This is a genomic window from Allorhizobium undicola ORS 992 = ATCC 700741, from assembly GCF_000621665.1.
GTDB classification, from domain to species: domain Bacteria; phylum Pseudomonadota; class Alphaproteobacteria; order Rhizobiales; family Rhizobiaceae; genus Allorhizobium; species Allorhizobium undicola.
Genome location: NZ_JHXQ01000016.1, coordinates 14,679 through 39,999 on the forward strand (window position 1 = coordinate 14,679; position 25,321 = coordinate 39,999).

The 25,321-nt window shown below is 59.9% G+C and carries 26 protein-coding genes; 13 read left to right on the forward strand and 13 right to left on the reverse strand.

Going from position 1 to position 25,321, the window contains the following annotated elements:
• Positions 1-141: 141 nt before the first annotated feature.
• The 3 genes from T424_RS0113905 to T424_RS0113915 are packed head-to-tail and all read left to right on the forward strand — an operon-like array spanning position 142 to position 2,665.
• The gene (locus T424_RS0113905) at positions 142-765 is read left to right on the forward strand and encodes a DUF1285 domain-containing protein (RefSeq protein WP_027488274.1); all 624 of its coding nucleotides are present in this window, start codon (positions 142-144) and stop codon (positions 763-765) included.
• Complete coding sequence (locus tag T424_RS0113910; protein ID WP_027488275.1) at positions 762-1,403, forward strand: CoA pyrophosphatase; 642 nt, start codon at positions 762-764, stop codon at positions 1,401-1,403. Before T424_RS0113905 ends, T424_RS0113910 begins: the two co-directional genes overlap by 4 nt.
• A complete protein-coding gene (locus T424_RS0113915; RefSeq protein ID WP_027488276.1) occupies positions 1,400-2,665 on the forward strand; it encodes a CCA tRNA nucleotidyltransferase in 1,266 nt (421 codons plus the stop codon). The genes T424_RS0113910 and T424_RS0113915 overlap by 4 nt, the downstream gene beginning before the upstream one ends.
• 148 nt (positions 2,666-2,813) lie before the next feature.
• On the opposite strand, the gene T424_RS0113920 is transcribed toward T424_RS0113915, so the two are convergent.
• From T424_RS0113920 to hemF, 3 genes are all read right to left on the reverse strand, one after another.
• Positions 2,814-3,005, reverse strand: coding sequence for a DUF1059 domain-containing protein (locus T424_RS0113920; protein ID WP_027488277.1), 192 nt, complete (start codon positions 3,003-3,005; stop codon positions 2,814-2,816).
• A gap of 165 nt (positions 3,006-3,170) precedes the next feature.
• Positions 3,171-3,440 carry a hypothetical protein gene (locus T424_RS0113930; RefSeq protein WP_027488278.1) on the reverse strand — a complete coding sequence of 90 codons (270 nt, stop codon included), beginning with the start codon at positions 3,438-3,440 and terminating at the stop codon, positions 3,171-3,173.
• A gap of 175 nt (positions 3,441-3,615) precedes the next feature.
• Positions 3,616-4,530: an oxygen-dependent coproporphyrinogen oxidase gene (hemF, locus tag T424_RS0113935; protein ID WP_027488279.1), complete on the reverse strand. Its 915-nt coding sequence runs from the start codon at positions 4,528-4,530 to the stop codon at positions 3,616-3,618.
• A 194-nt stretch (positions 4,531-4,724) separates the two neighbouring features.
• Here hemF and T424_RS0113940 point away from each other — a divergent pair, with 194 nt between their 5' ends.
• Positions 4,725-4,979, forward strand: a complete 255-nt coding sequence (locus tag T424_RS0113940; protein WP_027488280.1) for a DNA polymerase family A protein — start codon at positions 4,725-4,727, stop codon at positions 4,977-4,979.
• A 377-nt stretch (positions 4,980-5,356) separates the two neighbouring features.
• On the opposite strand, the gene T424_RS0113945 is transcribed toward T424_RS0113940, so the two are convergent.
• On the reverse strand, positions 5,357-5,653 hold the full coding sequence (locus T424_RS0113945; RefSeq protein ID WP_027488281.1) for an alkylphosphonate utilization protein: 297 nt from the start codon (positions 5,651-5,653) through the stop codon (positions 5,357-5,359).
• A gap of 310 nt (positions 5,654-5,963) precedes the next feature.
• On the opposite strand from T424_RS0113945, the gene T424_RS0113950 reads away from it, so the two are divergent.
• On the forward strand, positions 5,964-6,923 hold the full coding sequence (locus T424_RS0113950; RefSeq protein WP_027488282.1) for a flagellin N-terminal helical domain-containing protein: 960 nt from the start codon (positions 5,964-5,966) through the stop codon (positions 6,921-6,923).
• A 123-nt stretch (positions 6,924-7,046) separates the two neighbouring features.
• On the opposite strand, the gene T424_RS0113955 is transcribed toward T424_RS0113950, so the two are convergent.
• Positions 7,047-8,015, reverse strand: coding sequence for an endonuclease/exonuclease/phosphatase family protein (locus T424_RS0113955; protein WP_051558986.1), 969 nt, complete (start codon positions 8,013-8,015; stop codon positions 7,047-7,049).
• 515 nt (positions 8,016-8,530) lie between these two features.
• On the opposite strand from T424_RS0113955, the gene petA reads away from it, so the two are divergent.
• The 4 genes from petA (at position 8,531) to T424_RS0113975 (ending at position 12,022) form a co-directional block, all read left to right on the forward strand.
• A complete protein-coding gene (gene petA / locus T424_RS0113960; RefSeq protein ID WP_027488284.1) occupies positions 8,531-9,109 on the forward strand; it encodes a ubiquinol-cytochrome c reductase iron-sulfur subunit in 579 nt (192 codons plus the stop codon).
• A gap of 11 nt (positions 9,110-9,120) precedes the next feature.
• Positions 9,121-10,389 (forward strand): cytochrome b, encoded by a 1,269-nt coding sequence (locus T424_RS0113965; RefSeq protein ID WP_027488285.1) that lies wholly within the window; start codon positions 9,121-9,123, stop codon positions 10,387-10,389.
• Positions 10,390-10,415: 26 nt separating this feature from the next.
• On the forward strand, positions 10,416-11,270 hold the full coding sequence (locus T424_RS0113970; protein ID WP_027488286.1) for a cytochrome c1: 855 nt from the start codon (positions 10,416-10,418) through the stop codon (positions 11,268-11,270).
• Positions 11,271-11,479: 209 nt separating this feature from the next.
• The gene (locus tag T424_RS0113975) at positions 11,480-12,022 is read left to right on the forward strand and encodes an adenine phosphoribosyltransferase (RefSeq protein ID WP_027488287.1); all 543 of its coding nucleotides are present in this window, start codon (positions 11,480-11,482) and stop codon (positions 12,020-12,022) included.
• Between the two features lie 22 nt (positions 12,023-12,044).
• On the opposite strand, the gene T424_RS0113980 is transcribed toward T424_RS0113975, so the two are convergent.
• Entirely contained in the window at positions 12,045-13,922 is a 1,878-nt protein-coding gene (locus T424_RS0113980) for an ABC transporter ATP-binding protein (RefSeq protein WP_027488288.1), read from the reverse strand.
• Positions 13,919-15,766: an ABC transporter ATP-binding protein gene (locus tag T424_RS0113985; protein WP_027488289.1), complete on the reverse strand. Its 1,848-nt coding sequence runs from the start codon at positions 15,764-15,766 to the stop codon at positions 13,919-13,921. Before T424_RS0113985 ends, T424_RS0113980 begins: the two co-directional genes overlap by 4 nt.
• Positions 15,767-16,267: 501 nt before the next feature.
• On the opposite strand from T424_RS0113985, the gene T424_RS0113990 reads away from it, so the two are divergent.
• A complete protein-coding gene (locus T424_RS0113990; protein WP_027488290.1) occupies positions 16,268-16,738 on the forward strand; it encodes a tRNA (cytidine(34)-2'-O)-methyltransferase in 471 nt (156 codons plus the stop codon).
• 153 nt (positions 16,739-16,891) lie between these two features.
• Entirely contained in the window at positions 16,892-18,175 is a 1,284-nt protein-coding gene (locus tag T424_RS21025; protein WP_051558987.1) for a hypothetical protein, read from the forward strand.
• 148 nt (positions 18,176-18,323) lie between these two features.
• Here T424_RS21025 and T424_RS0114000 read toward each other — a convergent pair whose 3' ends face one another.
• The 3 genes from T424_RS0114000 to ychF all read right to left on the reverse strand — a co-directional run bounded on the left by T424_RS0114000 (position 18,324) and on the right by ychF (position 20,499).
• On the reverse strand, positions 18,324-18,800 hold the full coding sequence (locus T424_RS0114000) for a MaoC family dehydratase (protein ID WP_027488291.1): 477 nt from the start codon (positions 18,798-18,800) through the stop codon (positions 18,324-18,326).
• The gene (locus tag T424_RS0114005; RefSeq protein ID WP_027488292.1) at positions 18,797-19,267 is read right to left on the reverse strand and encodes a MaoC family dehydratase; all 471 of its coding nucleotides are present in this window, start codon (positions 19,265-19,267) and stop codon (positions 18,797-18,799) included. The genes T424_RS0114000 and T424_RS0114005 overlap by 4 nt, the downstream gene beginning before the upstream one ends.
• A 128-nt stretch (positions 19,268-19,395) precedes the next feature.
• Entirely contained in the window at positions 19,396-20,499 is a 1,104-nt protein-coding gene (ychF, locus tag T424_RS0114010) for a redox-regulated ATPase YchF (RefSeq protein WP_027488293.1), read from the reverse strand.
• A 203-nt stretch (positions 20,500-20,702) separates the two neighbouring features.
• On the opposite strand from ychF, the gene clpS reads away from it, so the two are divergent.
• The gene (gene clpS, locus T424_RS0114015) at positions 20,703-21,014 is read left to right on the forward strand and encodes an ATP-dependent Clp protease adapter ClpS (RefSeq protein ID WP_027488294.1); all 312 of its coding nucleotides are present in this window, start codon (positions 20,703-20,705) and stop codon (positions 21,012-21,014) included.
• 290 nt (positions 21,015-21,304) lie between these two features.
• The gene (locus tag T424_RS21030; protein WP_037067739.1) at positions 21,305-23,137 is read left to right on the forward strand and encodes a methyl-accepting chemotaxis protein; all 1,833 of its coding nucleotides are present in this window, start codon (positions 21,305-21,307) and stop codon (positions 23,135-23,137) included.
• Between the two features lie 71 nt (positions 23,138-23,208).
• Here the strand turns inward: T424_RS21030 and T424_RS0114025 are convergent, their stop codons facing one another.
• From T424_RS0114025 to T424_RS0114035, 3 genes are all read right to left on the reverse strand, one after another.
• Positions 23,209-23,670 (reverse strand): GNAT family N-acetyltransferase, encoded by a 462-nt coding sequence (locus T424_RS0114025; protein ID WP_027488295.1) that lies wholly within the window; start codon positions 23,668-23,670, stop codon positions 23,209-23,211.
• Positions 23,667-24,386, reverse strand: a complete 720-nt coding sequence (gene pth / locus T424_RS0114030) for an aminoacyl-tRNA hydrolase (protein WP_027488296.1) — start codon at positions 24,384-24,386, stop codon at positions 23,667-23,669. Before pth ends, T424_RS0114025 begins: the two co-directional genes overlap by 4 nt.
• Positions 24,387-24,480: 94 nt before the next feature.
• A complete protein-coding gene (locus T424_RS0114035) occupies positions 24,481-25,317 on the reverse strand; it encodes a substrate-binding periplasmic protein (protein WP_245269565.1) in 837 nt (278 codons plus the stop codon).
• Positions 25,318-25,321 lie beyond the last annotated feature (4 nt).

Genomic DNA, 25,321 nt, shown 5'->3' on the forward strand with positions numbered 1-25,321 from the left:
GCCTAATCCAGCGCATCGAATCGTGATGTCCGGAGACGACATTATCCTTCATTGTAACTTATTGCGCTGCTTATGGCTGACAAGCGCGTTTCAAATGACTATCTCGTGACGGTAAGGTTAAAGGTGAAGCGGGTCACAATCATGGCAGGCGACAAGGATGAACGGGCGGTGGAGACCGGCGATCTGGCCGCGCTGATTGCCCGCGCCGCCGACCAGAAGGCGGGCGGCAAGGACGGTCTGCCGCCGGTGGAGCGCTGGAATCCGCCCTTTTGCGGTGAGATCGACATGGAAATCAAACGCGATGGGCGGTGGTTCTATCAAGGCTCGCCCATTGGCCGCCAGCCGCTGGTGCGGCTGTTTTCCACGGTGCTGCGCCGGGATGAGGATGGCGAAACCTATCTGGTGACACCTGTGGAAAAACTGCGCATCCGCGTGGAGGACGCCCATTTTCTGGCGGTGGAAATGACGGTAAGCGCAAGGCAAGGCGAGCCGGTGCTGACATTCCGCACCAATGTGGGCGATGTGGTGGAGGCGGGGCGGGACCATGCCTTACGCTTTGTGGTGAGCGCCGGCGATCAGGCGGTAAAGCCTTATCTTGCCGTGCGCGGCGGGCTGGTGGCGCTTCTGTCGCGGGCTGTGGCCCATGAATTGCTGGAGCAGGGGGAGATCATGACGGTGGAGGGGGCGGATATGTTCGTGATCCGCTCGGCGGGCGCGGTTTTCCCGGTGATGGCTGCTGATGAACTGGAGCGTCTCAGCCAATGACCAGCCTTGCCCTGCCGCATTTCACTGCTGAGGAATTTCGCCGCCGCGCCGCCCACCAGAAGGGCGGCCCGCTCACCGAGGCATGGCGGGAGCATGGTGATCATCTGCTGAATACCGACATGTTGTTGCAGCTCGAAACCATGCGGCTACGCGATGCCGCCGTGCTGGTGCCGGTGGTGGATGACGGGGCGGATGCGCGTATCATCCTCACCCAGCGCACCATGACGTTGCGCAAGCATTCCGGCCAGATCGCCTTTCCCGGCGGCGGCATAGACGAGGAAGATGCCAGCGCCGAGGATGCGGCCCTGCGCGAGGCGGAAGAAGAGATCGGCCTTGAGCGCCGTTTCGTCGAGCCGGTAGGCCGCCTGCCGCAATATCTGGCGGGAACCGGCTTTCGCATCACGCCCATTCTGTCCGTGGTGCAGCCTGGCTTTACGCTGAGGCCCAACCCGGACGAGGTGGCGGATGTGTTCGAGGTGCCGCTTTCCTTCCTGATGGACCCAAAAAACCACCGGCAGGAATCCAAGGTGTGGAATGGCGTCGTCCGCCATTTCTATGTCATGCCCTATCGGGAGCGCACCATATGGGGCGTGACGGCGGGCATTTTGCGTACATTATATGAAAGGCTTTATGCATGATCTCCGTTGCCGATCAGCCGTGGTTTACCGATGCCGCCTTGCAGAAGGTGCTGGCGCTTTTGAACAGCGACGGTGGCGAGGGGCGCGTGGTGGGCGGCGCGGTGCGCAACAGCCTGCTGGGCGAGCCGGTGAGCGATGTGGATATTGCCACCACGCTGACGCCGGATGTGGTGACGGCGCGCGCCATGGCCGCTGGCATCAAGGCGGTTCCGACCGGCATCGATCATGGCACGGTAACGCTGGTGGTGGAGGGCAGACCCTTCGAGGTGACAACGCTGCGCCGCGATGTGACGACCAATGGCCGCCATGCGCAAGTTGCTTTCGGCACGGACTGGCAGGCCGATGCCGAGCGGCGGGATTTCACCATCAATGCGCTTTACGCCGATGCGCAAGGCCAAGTGATCGATCTTGCCGGCGGGCTTGCCGATATTGAGAGCGGCACGCTGCGCTTTATCGGCGAGGCGCGTCAGCGCATTGCCGAAGATCATCTGCGCATTCTGCGCTTTTTCCGCTTTTTTGCCTGGTACGGGCGCGGCAGGCCGGATGCGGAGGGCTTGCGGGCCTGTGCCGCGGCGAAGGGCGATCTTGCCAGATTATCGGCGGAACGTGTGTGGTCGGAAATGAAGAAGCTTCTGACGGCACCCGATCCGGGCCGGGCACTGTTGTGGATGCGGCAGGTGGGGGTACTGACGGCTATCCTGCCGGAAACCGAGAAATGGGGCATAGACGCCATTCCCGGCCTGATTGCCACAGAAGAGGCGCTTGGCTGGAAGCCCGATCCGCTGCTGCGGCTTGCTGCCATCGTGCCGGACGATGCCGCACGGCTGAAGGCCATGGGCGAGCGGCTGAAACTGTCGCGGGCTGAAAGCGATGCGCTGAAGCAATTTGCCGAAGCGCCCCGGCCTGCCGAAGACCTTTCGGACATGGCGCTGGACCGCCTGTTATATACCCAAGGGGTGGAGGGTGTCGTGGCCCGGTTGAAGCTTGCGCTTGCCTCTGCCCGTGCCAGAGCGCAAGGCGATGTGAAAGCCATGCAGGCCGCAGGCGGTTACACGCGGCTGCTGGCAAGGGCGCAAGGGTTTGAGCGGCCCGCCTTTCCCCTGACGGGCGGGGATGTGATTTCGCTGGGCATTGCGCCCGGCCCTCAGGTGGGCAAGCTGCTTGCGGAACTGGAAGGGGAATGGCTAAAGGCCAATTTTGCCCTCAGCCGCGAAACGCTTCTGGCGCGGCTGAAGGAGAGATTACAGCGACGTGCGTTTTAACAAACGCACGTCGCTGTAACACTTTAAATCTGCTGCATAATTTTCACCTTAAATCGATTCCGATTTAAGGAATTATGCAGTAGAATAGGCAAGCTCCGGCAAGGGTGCCGCAGCGGCTTTGCTGTCAAATATGCGATGCTCTCAAAGGTCAGGCGGCCCGCTCATCGCGGGTTTCGCTGATTCGAGCCTTGATATTGTCCACCATGTTTTCGCGAATAACGGTTTCGCCATGGGCGGTGCGCATATGTTCGACGGCACGGCGCACGACTTCCGCTTCCTCGTTGGCGCGGGTGTGCCACTCGCAGCCGGGCACCAGCGAACCACATTCAAACTGTTTCATCGTTTCCTCCTCGGGGATCGTTGCCCGTTTCCCTGTTTTCCCGCTTTCGGGAAAACAGGCCCTCATGCCGCATCCGCTTCGGATGCGGCAGACAGACCTTTATGGTCCTTGTTATCCAACGCGGGGCGAATACGGCTTGTTCCGCCGTCTTGCCCGGTGCACGGCCTATTCGGGCATTGCCCAGGCATAAAAGACCGACGAGCTGGCATGGGCCATATTCCGGGGCGCGGCATGAACCGCATCATTGGCGGCCTGTTTTTCCGGGCGGTGATTGCCTGAGAGCCGCAATTTGGCCTGCTCGACAAAGTAGCAATGCGGCAGGTCCGCATCGCTGGTGGCTTTCAGTTCGTGGGCAAGGCGGTCGATCAATTCGGCGGTGTCGAGGGCGCGGTCCTGATGTCGAGGGTCTGCGAGGGACATGCTATGAGTGGTCATTGCTTCCTCCATCCTTGTGTCAACAGGATAGCACTGACCGGTTTTAATCCAATCTTAATTTTTTCACATCTGCTCACAAAGGTGAGTTTTAATCGCTTTTTCCGGTCACATTTGTATCAGTTCGGATCGACTGTCCAAATTCAGGGCGATAAGTGCTCGCTGCCTGGGCATTTTCTCAGGGCCAGCGCACCAGCGGCGGCAGCGATGACAGGATCGACTCGACATTGCCGCCGGTCTTCAATCCGAAGATGGTGCCGCGATCGTAGAGGAGGTTGAACTCGACATAGCGCCCGCGCCGCACGAGCTGTTCTTCGCGGTCTGCCTCATTAAAGTCCAGGTTGAAATTGTTGCGCACCAGCTGCGGATAGACCTCTGCAAAACAGCGGCCCACATCCTGCACGAAGGCGAAGTTGGGTGCCCACTGGTCAAGCTTTTCGCCCGCGTGAAGCCAGTCGAAGAAGATGCCGCCAATGCCGCGGGGCTCGTTGCGGTGGGGCAGGAAGAAATACTCGTCGCACCAGGCCTTGTAGCGGGGGTAATCGGCAATGGCCGGATGCGCATCGCAGGCCTTTTTCATGGCGGCGTGAAAGGCCTGGCTGTCGGGATCGTCCTGGATGCGGCGCCGGTCGAGAACCGGGGTGAGGTCGGCGCCGCCGCCAAACCATTGGCTTGTCGTCACCACCATGCGGGTATTCATGTGGACGGCCGGCACATTGGGATTGCAGGGATGGGCAATCAGCGAAATGCCGGAAGCCCAGAAGCGCGGATCCTCCTCCGCGCCGGGCATCTGCCTGCGAAATTCGGGGGAGAATTCACCATGCACGGTGGAGGTATGCACGCCGACCTTTTCGAAAACCCGGCCCTGCATCATCGACATGCGCCCGCCGCCGCCCTGGCCCCCGTCGCGCAGCCAGTCCTTTGCTTCGAAACGTCCGGGCTTGCGGTCGCTCAAAGGGCCGGACAGCGCGTCTTCCAGAGCCTCGAAGCTTGAACAGATCTGGTCTCTCAGGCTTTCGAACCAGCTTCTGGCCGTTGCCTTTCTGGCTTCGATGTCGTCGGGCAGGCCCTTGGGCAGAACGGGTCTTTGCATGGCGCTCTCTTCCTTTTCAGCGCATGTTTTATCCGGTCGTGACGAACCGGTGCTGCGCTGCCTGTGTTTGCCCTCTGCCATAGCAGAGCGGTGCGGCATTGGCCATCAAGGGCCGTGTATTTCAGAAGGAGGAAAAACCACGACTCCACATTGCCGGAGGATTTGTTATTCTGGCCGTGTGAAGAGGGAGCGCCATGCCTGGAAGGTTTCCGCCACCACCGCTTGAAGGCCTGAAACGGCAACTTGACCGCTCCCGAAGTGGTGGGCCCGGCGCTTCTGGCTTTGTGCGCCAGACCTTTCGTCTCAGCCGTGAGGAGGCCCGCGCCAAGGCGCGGGAATGGTTCGACAGCTACCCCAAGGCCGCCTATTGGACCGAGGTGGAGAGCTGGCGGCAGCTTGAAGGCGACACGATAGAATTCACCATGCGCAGGCTTTCCAGCGCCGACTGAGATTACAGCGCCGTGCGTTTTATCAAACGCCACAGTACACGACGCTAAGGTTTTGCGTGTGGCTTACCCCCCTCTGTCCTGCCGGACATCTCCCCCTCAAGGGGGGAGATCGGCAAGATCAAGGCCCTGCCTGAATTCCTGAAAAGGCCGTCATCACAAATAGTCTTTGAAGAATGGCGCTTTGTCCGTATTGCAATCTCCCCCCTTGAGGGGGAGATGCCTGGCAAGGCAGAGGGGGGGTAGGCCACGCCACATGCCTAAGCGTCGTGTACTGTGATCAAACGCACGAAGGACGCTGTAACACTTTAAATCTGCTGCATACTTTTCACCTTAAATCGATTCCTATTTAAGGAATTATGCAGTAGTCCCCGGAGGCGTTACCGCTTGCGCACGAACTCGGTTCGCAGCACCAGTCCCTTGATGGTGTCGTGGCGGCAGTCGATTTCCTCGGGATTGTCGGTGAGGCGGATGGAGCGGATCACGGTTCCCTGCTTCAGGGTCTGGCCCGCGCCCTTGACCTTCAGATCCTTCACCAGCACCACGCTGTCGCCATCGGCCAGCAGGTTTCCCGAAGCGTCATAGGCCGAAGCGGCCTTGGCCTTTTCGGCTGCCAGTTCCGAGGCTGGACGCCATTCACCGCTTGCCTCGTCATAAATATAGTCGTCGTCGCTCATGGTTTTTCCCTGTCCGTCAAAGCCTGCCCATATCGCATTCCAGCAATAAGGCAAGCCTGCCTGATATCGCGAGGCAAAGGTGCCGCATTACAGCGCCGTGCGTTTTATCAAACGCACCAAGGACGCTGTAACACTTTAAGTCTGCTGCATAATTCCTTAAATCGATTCCGATTTAAGGAATTATGCAGTATCTCCGGTAATCGCTAAAATGCAGCCAATTCGGTAAAGCCGCCCGCAATAAATGGTGGATAGGGTGGGGGATGATCGGCGGCCATGGGGTCTGTGGGCGCGCTTGTCAGGATAGGTCTGCATGGTTTCGGTTTCCGGTAATTCCACGGCTTCGTCGGCGTTGGCTCTGATGCGCGGCACTTCGGCGGCGGAACAAACGACGCTTTCCCGCGTGGCAACCGGAAAGAAGGTCGATAAAGCGGCCGATAACGCAGCCTACTGGTCCATAGCCACGACAATGAAGGCGGCCAATCTGTCGCTGTCCAGCGCCGAGGATGCCACCGCCATGTCGGCGGCCGTCAGCGATACGGCAGCCCTTGGGCTGGATCAGGCCAACGGCATTCTTTCCGAAATTCAGTCCAAACTCATCATGGCCAAGGCGGTCGGTTCCAACAAGCAGGCGATCAACGGTGAGATCTCGCAGTTGAAGGAGCAACTGACGCAGGTCACGCAATCGGCAAGCTTCAGCGGTCAGAACTGGCTGGCGTTGGGCGCAGGCGAGCGGCCAAAGGTCACGTCCATGGTCTCTTCCGTGGGCAGCGATGCCGATGGCAATCTGGAGGTCAATGTCACCGATTTCGACACCGCGCAAAGCACGCTGACCAGTGCAAACGACGCCTCGGACGGCATTTTAACCCGCAGCTATCTGGGTGTGACGCGCACCGGCAATGCCTATGAATATTATCTGCTGGATAGAGGCTCCACCACGCCCGCATCCTCCACGGCGAAGGAAATTGGTCTCGACGACCAGACCAGCAACGACGAAATCGACGGCATGATCGCAGCCGTCAACACCATGCGGTCAGGCGTGACCAATGCCGCCGCCGCCGTTGGCGCCACCAGCCGCACGATTTCCGCCAATACCGAGTTTTTGAACGATTTGCAGGATGTGAACCAGATCAGCATTGGCCGTATGGTGGACGCCGACATGGAGGAGGAGGCAACCCGGCTCAGTGCCCAGCAGGTGCAGTCTCGTCTGCAAACCATCGGGCTGAACATTGCCAACAGCCAGCAGAAAAGTCTCTCGCAACTCTTCCTGTAGAGCATTTCCAGGAAAAGTGTGTTCCGGTTTTCCGTCCGGAAATGCGGGAAAGCAAAAACCTAGAGCGCGTCCGGTGAACCTTTGTTCACCGGACGCGCTCTAGCTCGCTCGGCCAATGCCGTTTCATGTGCCGCCACCTGGCAGCAGCAGTTCGGCCATCAGGCCGTAATGGTTGGAGCCCATGGCGGAGGGCAGTCGCTCCAGCTTTTCCGCAGCCAGCGGCTGGCGAATGAAGATGTGATCGATGGCCACGCCGAGACGCCCGGCGGCAATGGGCCATGTCGCCGGTTCGATGCCCGCCGTCGTCAGCCCTGTGCGGGCAAGCAGGTTCTGCATGTCGGGGGCGAGAATGGAGGCGTTGAAATCGCCCGCCAGCAGCAGAGGCCCGTCGAAATCCTCCAGCACGTCGGCCAGTTCGTCGGTTTCCTCAATGTGGTAATCGTCGAAATAGGGCTTGCTGAGATGGGCGGCGACCAGACGCAGCGGCGCGCCATGGACTGAAATTTTCGCCATGGCGAAGCGGTCGCGCCTGAGATCGCTCAAGGTGCCGACGTAAATGTTCGTTAGCGGATATTTCGACAGCAGCATCAGGTCGCAGGTATCGGTGTGGATGCCGCAGCCGATGCGATAAGGGTAAATGTCTGTCAGCCGGTCGAGATGCTGGCCCACCGGCTCGGCCTCCATGACATAGGCAATGTCGGCGCCCGAGGCACGGATCATTTCGGCAATCGCGCGGCCATTTTCCAGATTGTCGCCCAGAACGTTGAAGGACATGACCTTCAACCGCTGGTAGGCCACGCCCCCGCCATTTGCCGGGGCGGGCGGCAGGTATATTGCAATCATCAGCAGGGCATGGGCGGTGATGGCAAGCGCCCCTGCAAGGTTGGTCCATGCCACGGCCAGCCTGATTTTACCGGCCCGCTGCGCAAGAAGGAGCAGGAAAAGCGCCACGGCGACCAGAAAGGCGCCAAGGTGCAATTGCAGGCTATGGAGAAAACCCGGCGGCCACAGGCCGGGCAGGGCGCGCAGCGCCACGCAACCGTATCCGGCCAGCAAAACCAGCCATAACCAATGCCGCATGACATTCTTCATTGGAAATCTCTTGATTTGCGCGCATCGCGCAGGCGCGGGGCGGGTGAGAGGTGTCTTGTTGCGATGCAATACATCATGCTGTTTCGGGTTGAACTTGTCATATGGCAAATCCGTGGCAGGCGGGCCTTGCCCCTCCAATCGGGGGGAATCGCCGCAGCCGCAGGCCGCAGCACTTGTTGATGCAGCGCAACATGCCGGAAAATCGCGGGTTTTCCCATATGTCGAATATCTAAATTTTTCCGCGACATGTTGCCTCTCATTGCATTGCAAGGCTGGACAATTTCAATACCTTGCGTAGAAATTGTCTGATCGGCGGAGAATCTGTGGCGCAAACATGGCGTTCAGGCTTTCCCGCGCGAAGGAGGAGTGCATCGTTACGCTGCGCTGGCGCCTGGAGGGGCGAGGCCGCCGCCTAACTTCAAGAGACCGTATGATCCATGTCAAATCCTGACCGGCTTTGGCCCTTTATACGGTAACGGTTTATCGCATGTTGATGCGAAGAGGATGGTATGACCGTGAGCGAACAAGAGACACATAGTGAGAGCCTGGGCGGGCCAACTCGCCGCGATTTTCTGTATCTGGCCACCGGCATGGCCGGGGCAGTCGGCGCCGTTGCCGTTGCCTGGCCTTTCATCGACCAGATGCGCCCCGATGCCTCGACGCTTGCGTTGGCTTCCATCGAGGTGGATGTCTCGGCGCTGCAACCCGGCATGTCGCTGACGGTCAAGTGGCGCGGCAAGCCGGTCTTCATCCGCAACCGCACCGACAAGGAAGTGGAAGAGGCCAAGGCCGTGCCGATTGCCGAACTCAAGGATCCGGTGGCGCGCAATGCCAATGGCGAAGAGGCGGCCCAGGCCACCGACCTTGCAAGGTCGGCAGGGCAGGGCAAGGAAAACTGGATCGTCATGATCGGGTCCTGCACGCATCTGGGCTGTGTGCCGCTTGGGCAGGCGGGTGAATATGGCGGGTGGTTCTGTCCCTGCCATGGCTCGGTCTATGATACGGCGGGCCGTATCCGCAAAGGTCCGGCGCCGGAAAACCTGCATATTCCGAACTACGCATTCACGTCCGATACTGTCATCAAGATCGGCTGAGGGGGACTTTCATGAGTGGGCATTCTTCGTACCAGCCATCGAACGGCGTGACACGGTGGATCGATTCGCGGCTTCCCTTGCCGCGCATGGTCTATGACAGTTTCATCGCCTATCCGGTTCCCCGCAACCTCAACTACGCCTACACCTTCGGCGCCATGCTGGCCGTCATGCTGGTGGTGCAGATCCTGACCGGCGTGGTGCTGGCCATGCATTACGCCGCCGATACCACCGTTGCCTTCACCTCGGTCGAAAAGATCATGCGTGACGTCAATCACGGCTGGCTGCTGCGCTATCTTCACGCCAATGGCGCGTCCTTCTTCTTCATCGCCGTTTACCTGCACATTGCCCGCGGGCTCTATTACGGTTCCTACAAGGCGCCGCGCGAAATTCTGTGGATGCTGGGCGTGGTGATCTTCCTGCTGATGATGGCAACCGCCTTCATGGGCTACGTGCTGCCCTGGGGGCAGATGTCCTTCTGGGGCGCCACCGTCATCACCGGCTTCTTCTCGGCCTTCCCCTGGGTTGGCGAGTGGATACAGACCTTCCTGCTGGGCGGCTTTGCCGTGGACCAGCCGACGCTGAACCGCTTCTTCTCGCTGCATTACCTGCTGCCTTTCATGATTACCGGCGTGGTCATCCTGCATGTGTGGGCGCTGCATGTGACGGGCCAGACCAACCCCACCGGCGTCGAGGTGAAGACCAAGACCGACACGGTGCCTTTCACGCCCTATGCCACGCTGAAGGATGCCTTCGGTGTCGTGATCTTCCTGATCGCCTATGCCTGGTTCGTGTTCTACATGCCGAACTTCCTGGGCCATCCGGATAATTACATCATGGCCGACCCGCTGAAGACCCCGGCGCATATCGTGCCGGAATGGTACTTCCTGCCCTTCTACGCCATGCTGCGCGCCATCACCTTCAATATCGGCCCGATCGATTCCAAGCTCGGCGGCGTGTTGACGATGTTCGGCTCCATCATCGTGCTGTTCTTCCTGCCGTGGCTGGACACGTCCAAGGTGCGTTCGGCCGTCTACCGTCCCTGGTACAAGCTGTTCTTCTGGCTGTTCGTGGCCGATTGCATCCTGCTGGGCTGGCTGGGCTCGCGTCAGCCGACCGATCTCTACACCACCATGGCGCAGTTCGGCACGCTCTACTATTTCGGTTTCTTCATCGTGATCATGCCGCTTCTCGGCCTGTTCGAAACGCCCCGGCGCATTCCGAACTCGATCACCGAAGCCGTTCTGGAAAAAGCAGGCAAGCCTGCGGCGCATCAAGTCTGACACGGCCAAGGCAGAGGATTACAGTTATGAAAAAGCTTGCAACAAGCATCCTTTCGCTGGCCTTTGCCACGGGTCTCGGTATCACCGGGGCCCTGGCTCAGGAACATGCCGAAGGCGAAACGCCGCATTACCCCATCCACAAGCCAAAGAATGTGGAATGGAGCTTTGGCGGCCCGTTCGGCAAATATGACAAGGGCCAATTGCAGCGCGGCCTGAAGGTCTACAAGGAAGTCTGCTCGGCCTGTCATTCCATGAAGCTCGTGTCCTTCCGCACGCTGGAGGGGCTGGGCTATTCCGAGGAGCAGGTGAAGGCCTTCGCCTCCGAATATGAAGTGCAGGATGGGCCGAACGGTTCGGGCGAAATGTTCACCCGCAAGGCGGTTCCTTCCGACCACTTCCCGTCGCCTTTCCCCAATCAGGAAGCGGCGGCTGCGGCCAATAACGGCGCGGCACCGCCGGACATGTCGCTGCTGGCCAAGGCACGCGGCATAGAGCGCGGTTTCCCGACCTTCATCTTCGACATCTTCACGCAATATCAGCAGGGCGGGCCGGACTATATCTACTCGCTCATCACCGGCTATCAGGATCCGCCGGCTGGCGTGACGGTGGCGGAAGGCACGCATTACAACCCTTATTTCGCAAATGCCGCAGCCCTTGCCATGGCCCCGCCGCTCAGCGATGGGCAGGTGACTTATGACGACGGCAGCCCACAGACGCTGGACCAGTATGCCAAGGACGTTGCCGCCTTCCTGATGTGGGCCGCAGAGCCGCATCTGGAAGAGCGCAAGCGCACCGGCTTCATGGTCATGGTGTTCCTGCTGATCTTCGCGGCCCTGGTCTACCTCACCAAGAAATCGGTCTATGCCAACAAGGAGCATTGATCGCTCCGGTCATGACGGTTCCAGAAAAGGCGGCTTGCGGGCCGCCTTTTTCTTTGCGGACACCTTTGTCGCGGCTGGCGAGATTTTCCTGGAAATGCCCTTGTTACGGCGTCCTTTGTGCGTTTAATAAACCCCGCAGCGCTATAGGGTGTTTGGATATTCGAGCCCTGATAGAAGGTCCGGCGCAATTTTTTTGAGAGTTTCCATTCATGTCCAGCATCGCCCACGAGCTTGCCTCCGCCATCCGCTCGATCAATGATTACCCCAAGCCGGGTATCATCTTTCGCGACATCACCACGCTGCTCGGCAATCCGCGTGCCTTTCGCCGCGCCGTGGACGAGCTGGTGCAGCCCTATGCCGGGCTGAAGATCGACAAGATCGCGGGCATGGAAGCGCGCGGCTTCATTCTGGGCGGGGCGGTGGCCCACCAGCTTTCCGCCGGTTTCGTGCCGATCCGCAAGAAGGGCAAGCTGCCGCATGATACGGTGCGCATCGCCTATAGTCTGGAATATGGCGTGGACGAGATGGAAATGCATGTCGATGCCGTCCAGCCTGGCGAAAAGGTCATTCTGGTCGATGACCTGATTGCCACCGGCGGCACGGCTGTCGGGGCGGTGCAACTCTTGCGCCAGATCGGCGCGGATGTGGTATCGGCCTGCTTCGTCATCGATCTTCCCGATCTTGGCGGCCGCAAGAAGCTGGAGGCGCTGGGCGTGGACGTGCGCACGCTGGTGGCCTTCGACGGGCATTGAGGGTTTGCGTCTGGACGTGTGATCAGGCCGGTGAATTCGGATCGAGCTCCAGCCCGATCATCCCGCCCGATTGCCGGTTCCACAAATCGGCATAAAGCCCGCCCAGCGCCAGCAGTTCGGCATGGCTGCCTTCCTCGATGATGCGGCCCTGATCGATCACCACCAGCCTGTCCAGCGCGGCAATGGTGGAGAGCCGGTGGGCAATGGCCAGCACGGTCTTGCCATGCATCAACCGGTCGAGATTGGACTGGATGGCGGCTTCCACCTCCGAATCGAGCGCGGAGGTGGCCTCGTCCAGCACCAGGATCGGCGCGTCCTTCAGCATCACGCGGGCAATGGCGATGCGCTGACGCTGGCCACCCGACAGTTTCACGCCCCTTTCGCCCACATGCGCATCAAAGCCTGTTCGTCCGCGCTGGTCCGAGAGGCGTTTTATGAAATCCAGCGCTTCGGCGCGGGCGGCAGCCGCCTGAAGCTGGGCATCATCCGCATCGGTGCGGCCAAACAGGATATTGTCGCGGATCGAGCGGTGCAGCAGGGATGTATCCTGCGTGACCATACCAATCGAAGCACGAAGGCTTTCCTGCGTAACAGTGCGAATATCCTGACCGTCTATGGTGATGTGGCCATCCTCGACATCGTAGAAGCGCAACAGCAGATTGACCAGCGTGGTCTTGCCCGCGCCGGATCGTCCGACAATGCCAAGCTTTTCACCGGGGCGGATGGTGAGGGAAAGGCGGTCAATGGCGCCCTTGCCCCTGCCATAGTGGAAGGAAACGTTTTCAAAACGGATAAGCGGGCCGGTGACAGTGAGTTTCGTGGCATCATCGCGGTCCTTGAGACCGATAGGCCGGGCAATCATTTCGGCTGAATTCTGGATGGTGCCGATATTGCGCATGATGCCGTTCAGCTGCGTCATCATGCGGTTGAGCAGCATGGTCAGCCGCAGCACCAGGCCTAAGGTGAAGGCGATGGCGCCAGCCGTCATGGCATCGGCAAACCACAAATCCATGCAGACCACGGCGACAACGGCGATCATCAACCCGGAAAGCAGCGCCAGCGACGACCGCACCCCGGTAATGAGCCGGGCAAAGGGGGTGAGGGCGGCCTGATAACGCTCGAAGCCCTCGCGAATATAATGGTCGTTTTGCTGTTCGCGGCCAAAGAGCTTGAGGGTCTGGATGTTGGAATAGCTGTCTACCAGCCTGCCGTTCAGGGCGGATGCGGCCTCCGCCGTCTCGCGGGCGTGGCGGCGAATGCGCGGCACGAAAAACCGCGCCAGAACCGCAAAGCCTGCAATCCAGACGCCAATGATGGCAGCCAGCCGCCAATCGAGCTGCGCCACCAGGGCCATGGTGGAAAGGGTATAGATCACCATGAACCACACCACCTGCAAAAGCGAGGTCAGCAGATCCCCGACGGCCTGCCCGCCGGACCAGACTTTCGAGACGATGCGTCCGGCAAAATCGTTCTGAAAAAAACCCAGCGATTGCCGCGCCACGTGAACATGGCTTTGCCAGCGGGCGAGATTGTAGAAATTCAGCACCACGACCTGCTCTTCCACCAGCGCGCCAAGCGCAATGACGCCAAGGCGCAGCACCAGCACGAAGGCGGCCATGGCGGCAAGCTCAAGCCCATGGGCTGCCAGCAGGTCATGCCAGCCGCCAGCCTTCGGAACGGTGGACAGAAGATCGACGAGACGGCCCGCAAACCAGAACAGGCCAGCCTCCACCATGGCCACCGCACCGCCGCACAGCGCCATCAGCACAAAGGCGGCCTTGGCCTGCGAGACATAAAACCACACAAAGCCGCCGAGGCTGGAGGGTGGTTGCAGGTTCGCCTTTTCGGTAAAGGGGTCAAGCCAGCTTTCGAACAGGCGAGCGATGCGATGCGTTATCATGCGGCGGAGCTTTCCTCCTGATCGGCCAGGAACCCGCCGGACTGGCGGTTCCACAGATCGGCATAGATGCCGCCGGTGGCGACGAGTTCGGCGTGGCTGCCGGTCTGGATGATTCTGCCCTTGTCCAGCACGATCAGCCGGTCCATCTCGGTGAGGGTGGACAGGCGGTGGGCAATGGCAATCACGGTCTTGCCTTCCATCAGGGCAAAGAGGCTTTCCTGAATGGCGGCTTCCACTTCCGAATCGAGCGCCGATGTCGCCTCGTCGAGAATGAGGATGGGCGCGTTTTTCAAAAACACCCGCGCAATGGCAATGCGCTGGCGCTGGCCGCCGGAAAGCTTGACGCCGCGTTCGCCCACTTGCGCATCCAGTCCCTTGCGGCCCTGCATATCCACGAGGTTTTCGATGAAGTCCCAGGCATTGGCGCGTTTTGCCGCTTCGATCACCTCGGCATCGCTGGCCTCCGGCCTGCCATAGGCAATGTTGTCGCGCAGCGAACGGTGCAGAAGCGAGGTATCCTGCGTGACGACACCGACCAGCGAACGCAGGCTATCCTGCGAGACGGTGGCGATGTTTTGCCCGTCTATGGTGATTGCGCCCATTTCCACGTCGTAGAACCGCAGCAAAAGGTTCATCAACGTGGTCTTGCCCGCGCCGGAACGGCCAACCAGCCCGACCTTTTCGCCCGCCTTGATGGTGAGGGAGAAGTCTTCGATCACGCCCCTTGCCTTGCCATAATGGAAGCGCACGGCGTCATAGGTGATTTCGCCGCGCGGAGCGGTGAGGCGGCGGGCGGCAGGCGCATCGACAATGTCATGCGGCTTGGTCATCATCTCCATGCCGTCATAGACCGTGCCGATATTTTCGAACAGGGCAGACACTTCCCACATGATCCATTGCGACATGCCGTTCACCCGCATGGCAAGGCCGATGGCAACGGCGATGGAGCCGACCTCGATGGAGGCATTGAGCCAGAACCAGATGGAAAGCCCGCCCACGGCAAACAACAACAGGCAGTTATTGCCATAGACGAGGATCTGGAACAGCGTCACCAGCCGCATCTGGCCATGCACGGAACCGAGAAACTCATCCATGGCGCCACGGGCATAGGCCTCTTCCCGGCCGGTATGGGAGAAAAGCTTCACGGTGGCGATGTTGGTATAGCTGTCCACCACCCGGCCGGTCATGGAGGAGCGGGCATCGGCCTGTTCGGCGGAAACCTTGCGCAGGCGCGGCACGAAAAAGGCGACAATGCCAATATAAAGCGCCAGCCATATCACGATGGGCACCACGAGGCGCATATCCGCCACTGCGACGATCACGATCATCGAGGTAAAATAGGTGGCGACATAGACAAAGACGTCCAGCACCTTCATGGCGGTTTCGCGCACGGCCAGCGCCGTCTGCATGACCTTGGTGGAAACCCGGCCCGCAAACTCATTGGCAAAAAACGTCATGGAGTGGCGCAGCAGATAGCGATGCATCTGCCAGCGGGCGATCATCGGAAAATTACCCATCAGCGTCTGGTGCATGACCAGCGAATTGAAACCGGCCACCAGCGGCAGGGCAATCAGCACCACGAAACCCATGGCGAAGAGTTTCCAGCCATCCGTTTGCAGAAAGGTGGCGCGGTCTGCATGGGAAAGCCATTCGACGATGTCGCCGAGAAAGCGAAACAACATGACCTCGCCCAGCGCAATCAGCGCGCTCATGCTGGCCATCAGCACAAGCCAGAAGGCGACAGGCCGTGTATAGTGCCACATGAAGGCCACAAGACCGGCGGGCGGCGTTTGCGGCTCTTCCTGCGGATAGGGATTTACGCGGTTTTCGAACCAGGAAAACATGATTTGCTCCAAGGTGCTGCCGCGATGATACCGACCGGCAACATGGTCTTCGCCGCAGCGAGCATTGCTGAACCCGGCAACGGCGTGGATTGTTTATACCTGCGTGAACATGGCAGGCTTGCGAAAGGATGATGGAATGGACGATGCCGCCTTCGCCCGAAGGCGGATCAAGCGTGGCGATGCCCGCTCAGGCTCGTCGCTGTCCGTAAGGGAACACCACGGCGGCGGGGATGCGTGTCCGGAACTTTGTCTTCATGGCAGCCTCCCTGATTGCGTGGTTGATAGAGGTTGCTTTCTATCTGCTTTTTCATCGCGATAAAAGGCACAATCGAAGCGGGAGGTTGGCAGCCGCCTCTTGTGGCATTTCTGCAACGCAGGTGAGGGCGGCGCGTTCCTATGTGCTTGCTGCGGCAAGATGGGCTTTCGGGTTTCATTTGACATTTGCGTGTCGCAATGTTGCACAGGCTTGCCCTTGTCACGATCTGCCGCGGAAACCCCATCATGTCCGATATTCGCATCGCGCTTTACCAACCCGATATTCCGGGCAATACCGGCACGATCCTGCGGCTTGCCGCCTGCCTTGGTTTCAAGGTGGATATTATCGAACCCGCAGGCTTCGTGTTGTCCGACAAGAACCTGCGCCGCGCCGGCATGGATTATCTGGCAAGTGTCGCCATGACCCGCCATGTCAACTGGGAGCAGTTCGAAGCATGGCGGCGGGGCGAGGGCAGGCGGCTGGTGCTGGCTTCCACCCGTGCCGCCGTGTCCTATGTGACATTCGGCTTCCGGCCTGATGACATATTGCTGTTTGGCCGCGAAAGCGCCGGCGTGCCGGAGGCGGTGCATGAGGGCGCCGATGCGCGCCTGCTCATTCCCATGGTTGCGGGCCAGCGCTCCATCAATGTGGCCATGTCCGCCGCCATGATGGCCGGTGAGGCCCTGCGCCAGACGGCGGGCTTTGCCGCATTATAAGGGGACAGCGGCGTCCCTGTTGCCGCAGGCTGGATATGGCTGAGGCTTTGTGCGAAAATGCCGCAGAGTGTCTTTCAGAATTGTCTGATTTTCCGGTTGCATATCTAGGCGTGTAATTTTATGCTGCGATGCAACATTACGTGGGAGAGAAGCATGTTCGATACGGCCTTCACCTTCGGTTTGACGCAGTTTGCCCGAAGCCTGTCCTTTCCGGAGCGTCTTCAGAACCGGCCCTTTCGCAACACGGCGCTGGAGCCCTTGCGCTGGCGCAATGCCGGGCTGGATGCCTTGTTCTACGACATCAAGGCTTTGACGGCAGAGGAAACCTTTTACATCAGCGACAGCCTTGCCGCCGAGGGGCTGATCATGATCGTGCCGCCAGCCGGGCAGGGCATGTTGACCATTTGCGAAAGCGTGGACGAATATGTGCTGCGCGGTGGCCGGCAGGTGCGCGCCCTTACCATTGCGGGCATTGGTGGTTCGGCCATCGGCGCTGCCGCCTTTGCCCGCAACGTCGCCAATGCGGTTGGCGGGCCGGTTGCGGCGGTTGTGTCCGGCTACGGCCTGGGCGACGTGATGACCGAGGCCATGGGCGGGCTGTTCTTCTTCGGGCCGCTCGGTTTCCTGCGCGGCAGTTTCGAAATGATCGACGACATGGTCGGGCGCCCGCAATTCGGCGTAAAACGCCAGCAGGCGGCCAAGGCCAGACCGGCGCGTTCCTGCCTTGAGAGCGATACCGTGGCGGCATTGCTGGCGCATGGCGAGCTTGGTTTCGATGTGATCGCCACCCATTCAAAGGGTAGCCGCACCTTGTCCGAAGCCATCGGTTCTCTGGTGGCGGACAAGGGAGCAGAAAGCCTCAAACGGCTGGAAAACAGCCTTTTTGTTACCTTTGGCGCGCGGATTTCCCTGCCGCCCCCGCTGGATCCCGCCATCGCTGTCATGGGGGAACTGGACTGGTATGGGGAGGTTAATTCCGGTCTCGGTGCCGGTGATCGCGCCCGCATTGCCCTGTGCGGACATTCCACCAATACCGATATGCCCTGCTCGCTTCGGGTGACGGAGCTGTTGCAGCCGCTTCTGGCGGGCCGTGCAAAGGCCGAAACGCCAAAGGTGCAGGATGTTCCTTTGCCGAAGGCGCCCGCCATTGCCGTTGTCGAGAAGGCCGCTGACCTTATCGAGGCATCATCCGTTGCAACGGCCGAGACGGTACAGCCGCCCTTGATGCCGCAGCCCGAGCCTGAGGCGCCGATGGCGGAAATGCAGACCGCTCCCCTTGCTGCAAGCCCCGTAGAGGCCGAGCTTTCCGCCGAAGCTTCCCTTGTGCCAGTGGAAGAGCCGGTGGCCCCGCCCGCCGCTTTGCCGCAGACGGACAATGCCATCAAGCGGCTGCTGAAACCCAAGGGCTCGGGCGCGCGCCCGGGCCGGCGGCGCTAGAGCATTTTCAGGAAAAGTGGAAACCGGTTTTCCGTCTGAAAATGCGTAAAAACAAATAGTTAGAGCGGTTCAATGTTTCCGTGAAACAATGAACCGCTCTAGATGTGGAGCTTTCAGGAAAAGTGTCGTCACGGTTTTCCGTTCGGCATCACGTCGCCGGTTCCTGCTCCAGAACTGAACTGGTGAAACGCAGCACGGGTTCGCCGTGCTGGTTTTCCGCCTCGGCGAGGCACATATTCATGCGCCAGCCGGGGCGGGAGTTCAGGGGGCGGGCTTCAAGTCCGGTGAGAAAATAGGTCAACTCGTCGCCCGCGAAAACCGGCTTGATCCAGGCCAGATCCCGGAAGCCGGGGGAGGGGCCGAGAAGGGGCGGCGTGCCGCCCTCGGCACGGATGGCGGTGCAGCGTTCCGTCCAGAAATCCAGAAAAGTCCGCATCCAGCCTGAAGCCGAATGCCAGCCCGAAGCACAGAGCGCGCCGAACACATAGTTTTTCGCCGCCTCGGCATCCAGGTGAAAGGGCTGGGGGTCGAAGCGCTGCGCAAAGGCAATGATGTCATGGGCGGGGAAGGCGCGGGTGCCAAGCGTGATTTTCTGCCCGACAGGAAAAAGGTCGAGCATGTTCACGGCGCATTCTCCGGGGTGGATTTTTGTCGGATCATCGAGGCGTTGCGGGCAACCAGCACGGTTTCACCCCTCTGATTCACCAGTTCGTGGCGGCATGTCACCATGCCGATGCCTGGGCGGGATTTGAGCGGGCGGGCGGCTTCCACTTCGCTGAAACCGCTCAATATGTCGCCCGCCAGCACCGGCCTTTTCCATTCCATGCTGTCAATGCCCGGCGCGCCCTGTCCGCTGGAGCGGCTGATATAGCTGTCGAACATCATGCGCATCAGCATGGCGCATGTGTGCCAGCCGGAAGCAGCCAGCCCGCCCAGAATGCTTGCCTCTCCGGCCTCGCGGGAAAGATGCATGGGCTGCGGGTCGAATTGCCGGGCAAAGTCGATGATGTCTTGCGCCGTCACCTCGAAAGGCCCCAGCGGCAGGCGAAGCCCCGGCGGAAAATCCTCATAATATAATGTGGCTTCCGCCATGCCCTTCTCCCGTTTTCAAGGCAAGGATCGCGCAAACCTGTGCAGCGGTTTTGCGATAACGACATGCGACAAACAATGACTTAAAGCGTCAGGCGCGAATCTGAAAGATCGCGACAGGCTTTAGAAGATCAGGTGTTGAAGCGGAAGTGGATCACGTCGCCGTCATGCACGACATATTCCTTGCCTTCATCGCGCGCCTTGCCCGCTTCCTTGGCGCCGACTTCGCCGTTGAACTGCACGAAATCATCATAGGCAATGGTGTTGGCGCGAATGAAGCCGCGTTCGAAATCGGAGTGGATGACGCCTGCGGCCTGCGGGGCCTTGGTGCCGCGCTTGATGGTCCAGGCGCGGCATTCCTTGGGGCCGACGGTGAAATAGGTGATGAGGTCAAGCAGCTTGTAGCCAGCGCGGATCAGGCGGTCGAGACCTGCTTCCGAAAGGCCAAGCTCCGAGAGGAATTCGGCCGATTCGTCATCGGGAAGCTGTGCGACTTCAGCCTCGATGGCGGCGGAAATCACCACGGTTTCCGCCCCTTGGGCTTTCGCCATTTCAGCGACGGCGGCGGTGTGGCTGTTGCCGGTGGCTGCATCGCCTTCGGCGACGTTGCACACATAAAGAACGGGGTGGGCGGTCAGCAGGTTCAGGCCCTGCAAAATGCGGATTTCTTCCGCGTCCAGCGTTTGCAGCAGGGTGCGCACGGGCTTGCCTTCATGCAGAAGCTTCAGCGAGGCTTCCATGATGGGCAGTTGCGCCATGGATTCCTTGTCCTTGCCGGTGGCGCGCTTGCGCGTCTGCTCGGTGCGCCGCTCCAGGCTTTCCAGATCGGCCAGCATCAGCTCGGTTTCGATCGTCTCGGCATCGGCCACGGGGTCGATCCGGCCTTCGACATGGGTGATGTCGGTATCTTCGAAACAGCGCAGGACATGCACCACGGCATCCACCTCGCGGATATTGGCGAGGAACTGGTTGCCAAGTCCTTCACCCTTGGAGGCGCCGCGCACCAGACCGGCAATATCCACGAAGGAAATGCGGGTGGGGATGATTTCCTTCGACTTGGCAATGTCGGCCAGCATCTTCATGCGCGGATCGGGCACGGCCACCTCGCCGGTGTTCGGCTCGATGGTGCAGAAGGGGTAGTTGGCCGCCTGGGCGGCTGCCGTCTTGGTCAGCGCGTTGAAGAGGGTGGATTTGCCGACATTCGGCAGGCCCACGATACCGCATTTGAAGCCCATGGTTTCATTCCGTCGCGTGCGAGATAATCTTTGCCTTGCCTATGGGGGAAGGGGCGGCGCGGGTCAAGGCTTGTCATGTATATTGCCCCTCATGCCAAGGGTCATTGAAAATGACGCTTGGAATGAGGGGCTTGGCATCAGACAGTTTTCTCCGGGCCGTTTGAGCCCTATATACCGGAAAATTTTCTATCGTGAGGTTCGCCATGCCGGGCAGGAACGTGGTTTTGAAGCCGAAGCCGGAAACGGCACAGAAACTGGACAGGCCGAAGCTCTACAAGGTTATCCTGAACAATGACGACTATACGCCACGCGAATTCGTGACCGTGGTGCTCAAGGCCGTCTTTCGCATGGGGGAGGAGACCGGCCGTCGTGTCATGCTTACGGCCCACCGCTTCGGTTCGGCGGTGGTGGTGGTCTGCCAGAAGGATATTGCCGAGACCAAGGCGAAGGAGGCAAACGACCTTGCCAAGGAGGCGGGCTTTCCGCTGCTCTTTACCGTAGAGCCCGAGGAATAAGCGCATTCGCGGCAGCTTTGGCGCAAAAACAGATGGCGAGCGGCAACGAGACACACATCATCCGTATTTTACCAAAAAAACACTCACGCTGTGATTGTTTGCCTGCTTTTATTAACCGAAAAATTATGTGCCCTGCACCATGATCGGCAGCATGAAAGCCGGCGGCCTTTCGCAATTTCAGAGCATCATTCGACCGGAGTGAAACGAGGATCGAAAGATTATGCTTCGAAAATAGTGGGTTAGAGACCCCCGCCCGGCAAGATGTTTTGTCACGAGGGGACTTTCCTGACATGAAGCGCCTGCCAATCAAAACCGCGATGCCCGGTATTTTCGGTATCATTCTGCTGTTGACCATGGTGGTTGGTGTCATGGCGATCCGTGGCCTGTCCATCACCTATTCGGCGACCGAGGACCTGGCGACCAACTGGATGCCGAGCATTGCCACGGTAAGTGCGCTCAACACCAGTATTTCCGATTTGCGAATTGCAGAAGGTGCAAGCCTTCTTGCCGCCGACAAGGCCGCTGCCACGCGGGCCGAAAAGGATATGGCTGCCGTGCTCGCCGATCTCAAGACCAATCAGAAGGTCTATGAGAAGCTGATTTCCTCCCCGGAAGAGCAGCAGATCTACGATGGATTTGCGAAAAGCTGGTCTTCCTATGCGGCATTGCACGATAATTTTGCAGCCCTCATCCAGGCCGGGCGCATGGATGAGGCCAATCTGCTCTACAAGGGGCAGATGCTGACCGTGTTCGACGTCATGTCGGATGTTCCCGACAAGCTTCTGGACCTGAACAACAAGGGCGGCGTGGACGCCTATACCGAAAGTGGCAGAACCTATCACACCACCGAAATCCTGACCTATACCGCCTTGGCATTGGTGGTTTTCGTGCTGATCGGTTCCACGGTCTTCGTGCTGAAATCCATCACAGGTCCAATTGGCCGCATTACCGCTGCCATGGCGGCTCTTGCAGGCGGCAATACGGCGGCGGCCATTCCCTTTTCCGGGCGTGCCGATGAAATCGGCGCCATGGCAGGTGCGGTCGAGGTTTTCCGTCAGGCCGCGCTCAACAATATTCGTCTGGAAGGCGAGGCTGCTGCCACGCAGGCCGCGCGGGCGGCCGAAGAGGCGGCAACCCGCCAGCGCAAGGAGGCAGAGGCGCGCAATCTGGCCTATGCGACCCAAAACCTTGCCGATGGCTTGCAGCATCTGGCCAGCGGCGACTTGACCTATCAGATCGCCCAGCCATTTGCCGAGGACTATGATGCCTTGCGGCAGGACTTTAATCGGTCCGTACAGCAGTTGGCGCAGACGCTGGGGCAGATTTCCAACGCCATTTCCACGGTGGATGACGGCACGCGGGAAATTTCAAGCGGCGCCAACGATCTTTCCAAGCGCACCGAACAGCAGGCGGCTGCCCTGGAAGAAACCGCAGCGGCGCTGGAAGAGATCACCTCGAACGTGCAGAATTCGGCCAAGCGCACCGATGAGGCCCGTGCCGTGGCCGGGCGCGCCAATGCAGCTGCCGCGCAATCGCTACAGGTGGTGGAGCGGGCGGAAAATGCCATGCGCAAGATCGAAAACAGCTCCCAGCAGATTTCCAACATTATCGGCGTGATCGACGAGATCGCTTTCCAGACCAACCTTCTGGCGCTCAATGCCGGTGTGGAAGCGGCGCGTGCCGGTGAAGCGGGCAAGGGCTTTGCGGTGGTTGCGCAGGAAGTGCGTGAGCTTGCCCAGCGTTCGGCCCAGGCGGCCAAGGAAATCAAGGCGCTGATCCAGAACTCCGCGACAGAGGTGGAGGAGGGCGTCAGCCTCGTGCAAGGCGCCAGCCAGGCCCTCAACACCATCGGCAGCTTCATCACCGAAATGAACGAGCATATGGAATCCATTGCCACGGCCGCACGCGAGCAGTCCACCGGCCTTACCCAGGTCAATGTGGCCGTGAACCAGATGGACCAGACCACGCAGCAAAACGCCGCCATGGTGGAAGAAAGCTCCGCCGCCGCCAGCACGCTGGCATCAACCGCTGGCAGGCTGCGCAGCCTTGTCGGCCAGTTCTCGCTCGGCTCTTCGCACCAGGCCGAGGCAAGCGGGCGTTATCAAAGCGCAAGAGCGGCTTGATACGGCTGGGGAGAGCGGTGGACGCGCACCGGCTCTCCCTTGCCGAATTTACAGGCACGGTTGCGGGATTTTCATCGGCGGATCTGGTAGCCGGTCTTGTTCTGGACAAAGCCGCAGCCTTCGTAAAAGCGATGGACTGCGGCATCGGTTCGGCCCGTCAGCAACATGGTCTTGTAGCAACCGGCTTCCCACGCAGCCTTGATGGCGTGGGTCACAACGGCCTTGCCGAATCCTCTGCCGCGATGGCTCGTGAGACAGACGACGTTTTCGATGATGGCGTAAGGGCGGGCATTGCGGGTGAGATTTGGAATAACATTCAATGTGGCCGTTGCGACGGCGCATTCACCATCCAGTCCCACAAAGACAGTCAGGCCCGGATGAGCCAGAAGGGCTGCAAAGGCGTGCCCGGCGATTTCTGAAGAAAGGCTGTCATCGTCGGGGTTGAGTTCGCGGTAGAGCGCAACAATCTCGCTGAGATCGCCGCTTTCAGCCGGTCGTATCCGAATCTCGGGGGCTGAGGGGGCAGAGTTCATGCCTGATCCTTCTTATCGCCGAACATTTTCTTCAGCATCTCGGCCATGGGGCCGGTTTCGGGCAGTTTGCGCGGCTGGGCGGAGTTGCGGGCCTGATGGATATGCGACTTTTGTGGCTTGGCGGATTTGGGCTTTTCTTCTTCCGCCTTGCCGCCTGTGGCCAGTGCCAGCTTGTTCATGAGCTGGCTTTCCTCGCCGCGCACCAGCATGTCGGCATTGCGCGCCAGCGCCTCGAGCATGGGGTCCAGCCATGCCTTGTCGGCCTTTGAAAAATCGCCCAGGACATGGTTCTGCACGCGCGCCTTATCGCCCGGATGGCCAATGCCAAGCCGCAGGCGGCGGTAATTCAGCCCGCAATGGGCATCCAGCGATTTGATGCCATTGTGCCCGCCATGGCCGCCGCCGGTCTTGATGCGGGCCTTGCCGGGGGCAAGATCCAGTTCGTCATAAATGGCAATCAGGCTTTCGGGGCCGAGCTTGTAGAAGCGCAGCGCTTCACCGACCGCTTCGCCGGACAGGTTCATATAGGTTTGCGGTTTGATCAGCAGCACCTTCTCGCCGGCAATCGTGCCGTCGGAAACCTCGCCTTTGAACTTTTTCGACCAGGGCGAAAAGCCATGGTCATCGTGGATGGCGTCCACCGCCATGAAACCGATATTGTGCCGGTTGGCCGCATATTGCGCGCCGGGATTGCCAAGGCCGGTAATGACAAGCATGAAAAGCATCCGCATCTGGTAAAGGCTGGCTTTCACCACCGCGAAACGGTCGCGATGTCAAGTGGGGCGAATGCCGCCCGCATGAGAGGCTGTCTTATTGCGGCAGCGTCATGTCATAGCGTTCAAGGATCTCGCGCTGGCGGCCATCCTTGATGATCTGGTCCAGATTGGCCTGCATTTTCTCGACGATCCCGTCCGGAACCGTGTTGTTGCAGGCGATGGAAAAGGTCTCCACCGAAAGAACGAGTTGCGCCTTCAGGGCAATGCCTTGACGCTGGAGCTTATAAAGCAGGCGTTCGGAAATCGGCATGAGGTCGATACGGCCGCTCTGGAGTTTCTTGAGGGTAAAGTCCAGATTGGCGGCGAGATCGATTCTGGCAAAGCCCAGCTTTTCCAGCGAGGTCTGCGTATAATCCTCGCGCTGGGTTCCGACGATGTAATTGCGTGCCTTTTCAATGGTATCGGCATCGACGGATGCGCTGGTGCGGCTGACGAGGAGGTTGCGATCCACCACCAGTGGCTCTATCCATTTGAACAATGCATCCCGTTCCGCGATATGGGCGGTGGTGAATACGCAGCCCATCGGCTCGTTTTCGGCAATGGCGTAAGCTCGCGCCCAAGGCATCATATCGACGCTGTAGCTCACGGGAATGCCCTGCATGATCAACCGCAGCTGATCATAGCTCACGCCTTTTATCTTGCCGTCCTCGAGATAGTTGTAAGGAAAGTAATCCTCAGTGGTGAAATGCAGGTGATCATTGGCCAGCGCGCCGAAAGGTGAGGCAACGAGGATCGCAGCGATGATTTGTCCGCACGTCATCCACTTGCGGAAAACCGCCCCGCAGGTTTCCCGGAAATGTTTGAGCGTGGTATTGCGTCTGGCAAGGGGTGTCGCGGCCTGTAAGGGGCCTGTGGGCTGGCGGCGTGACATGGCA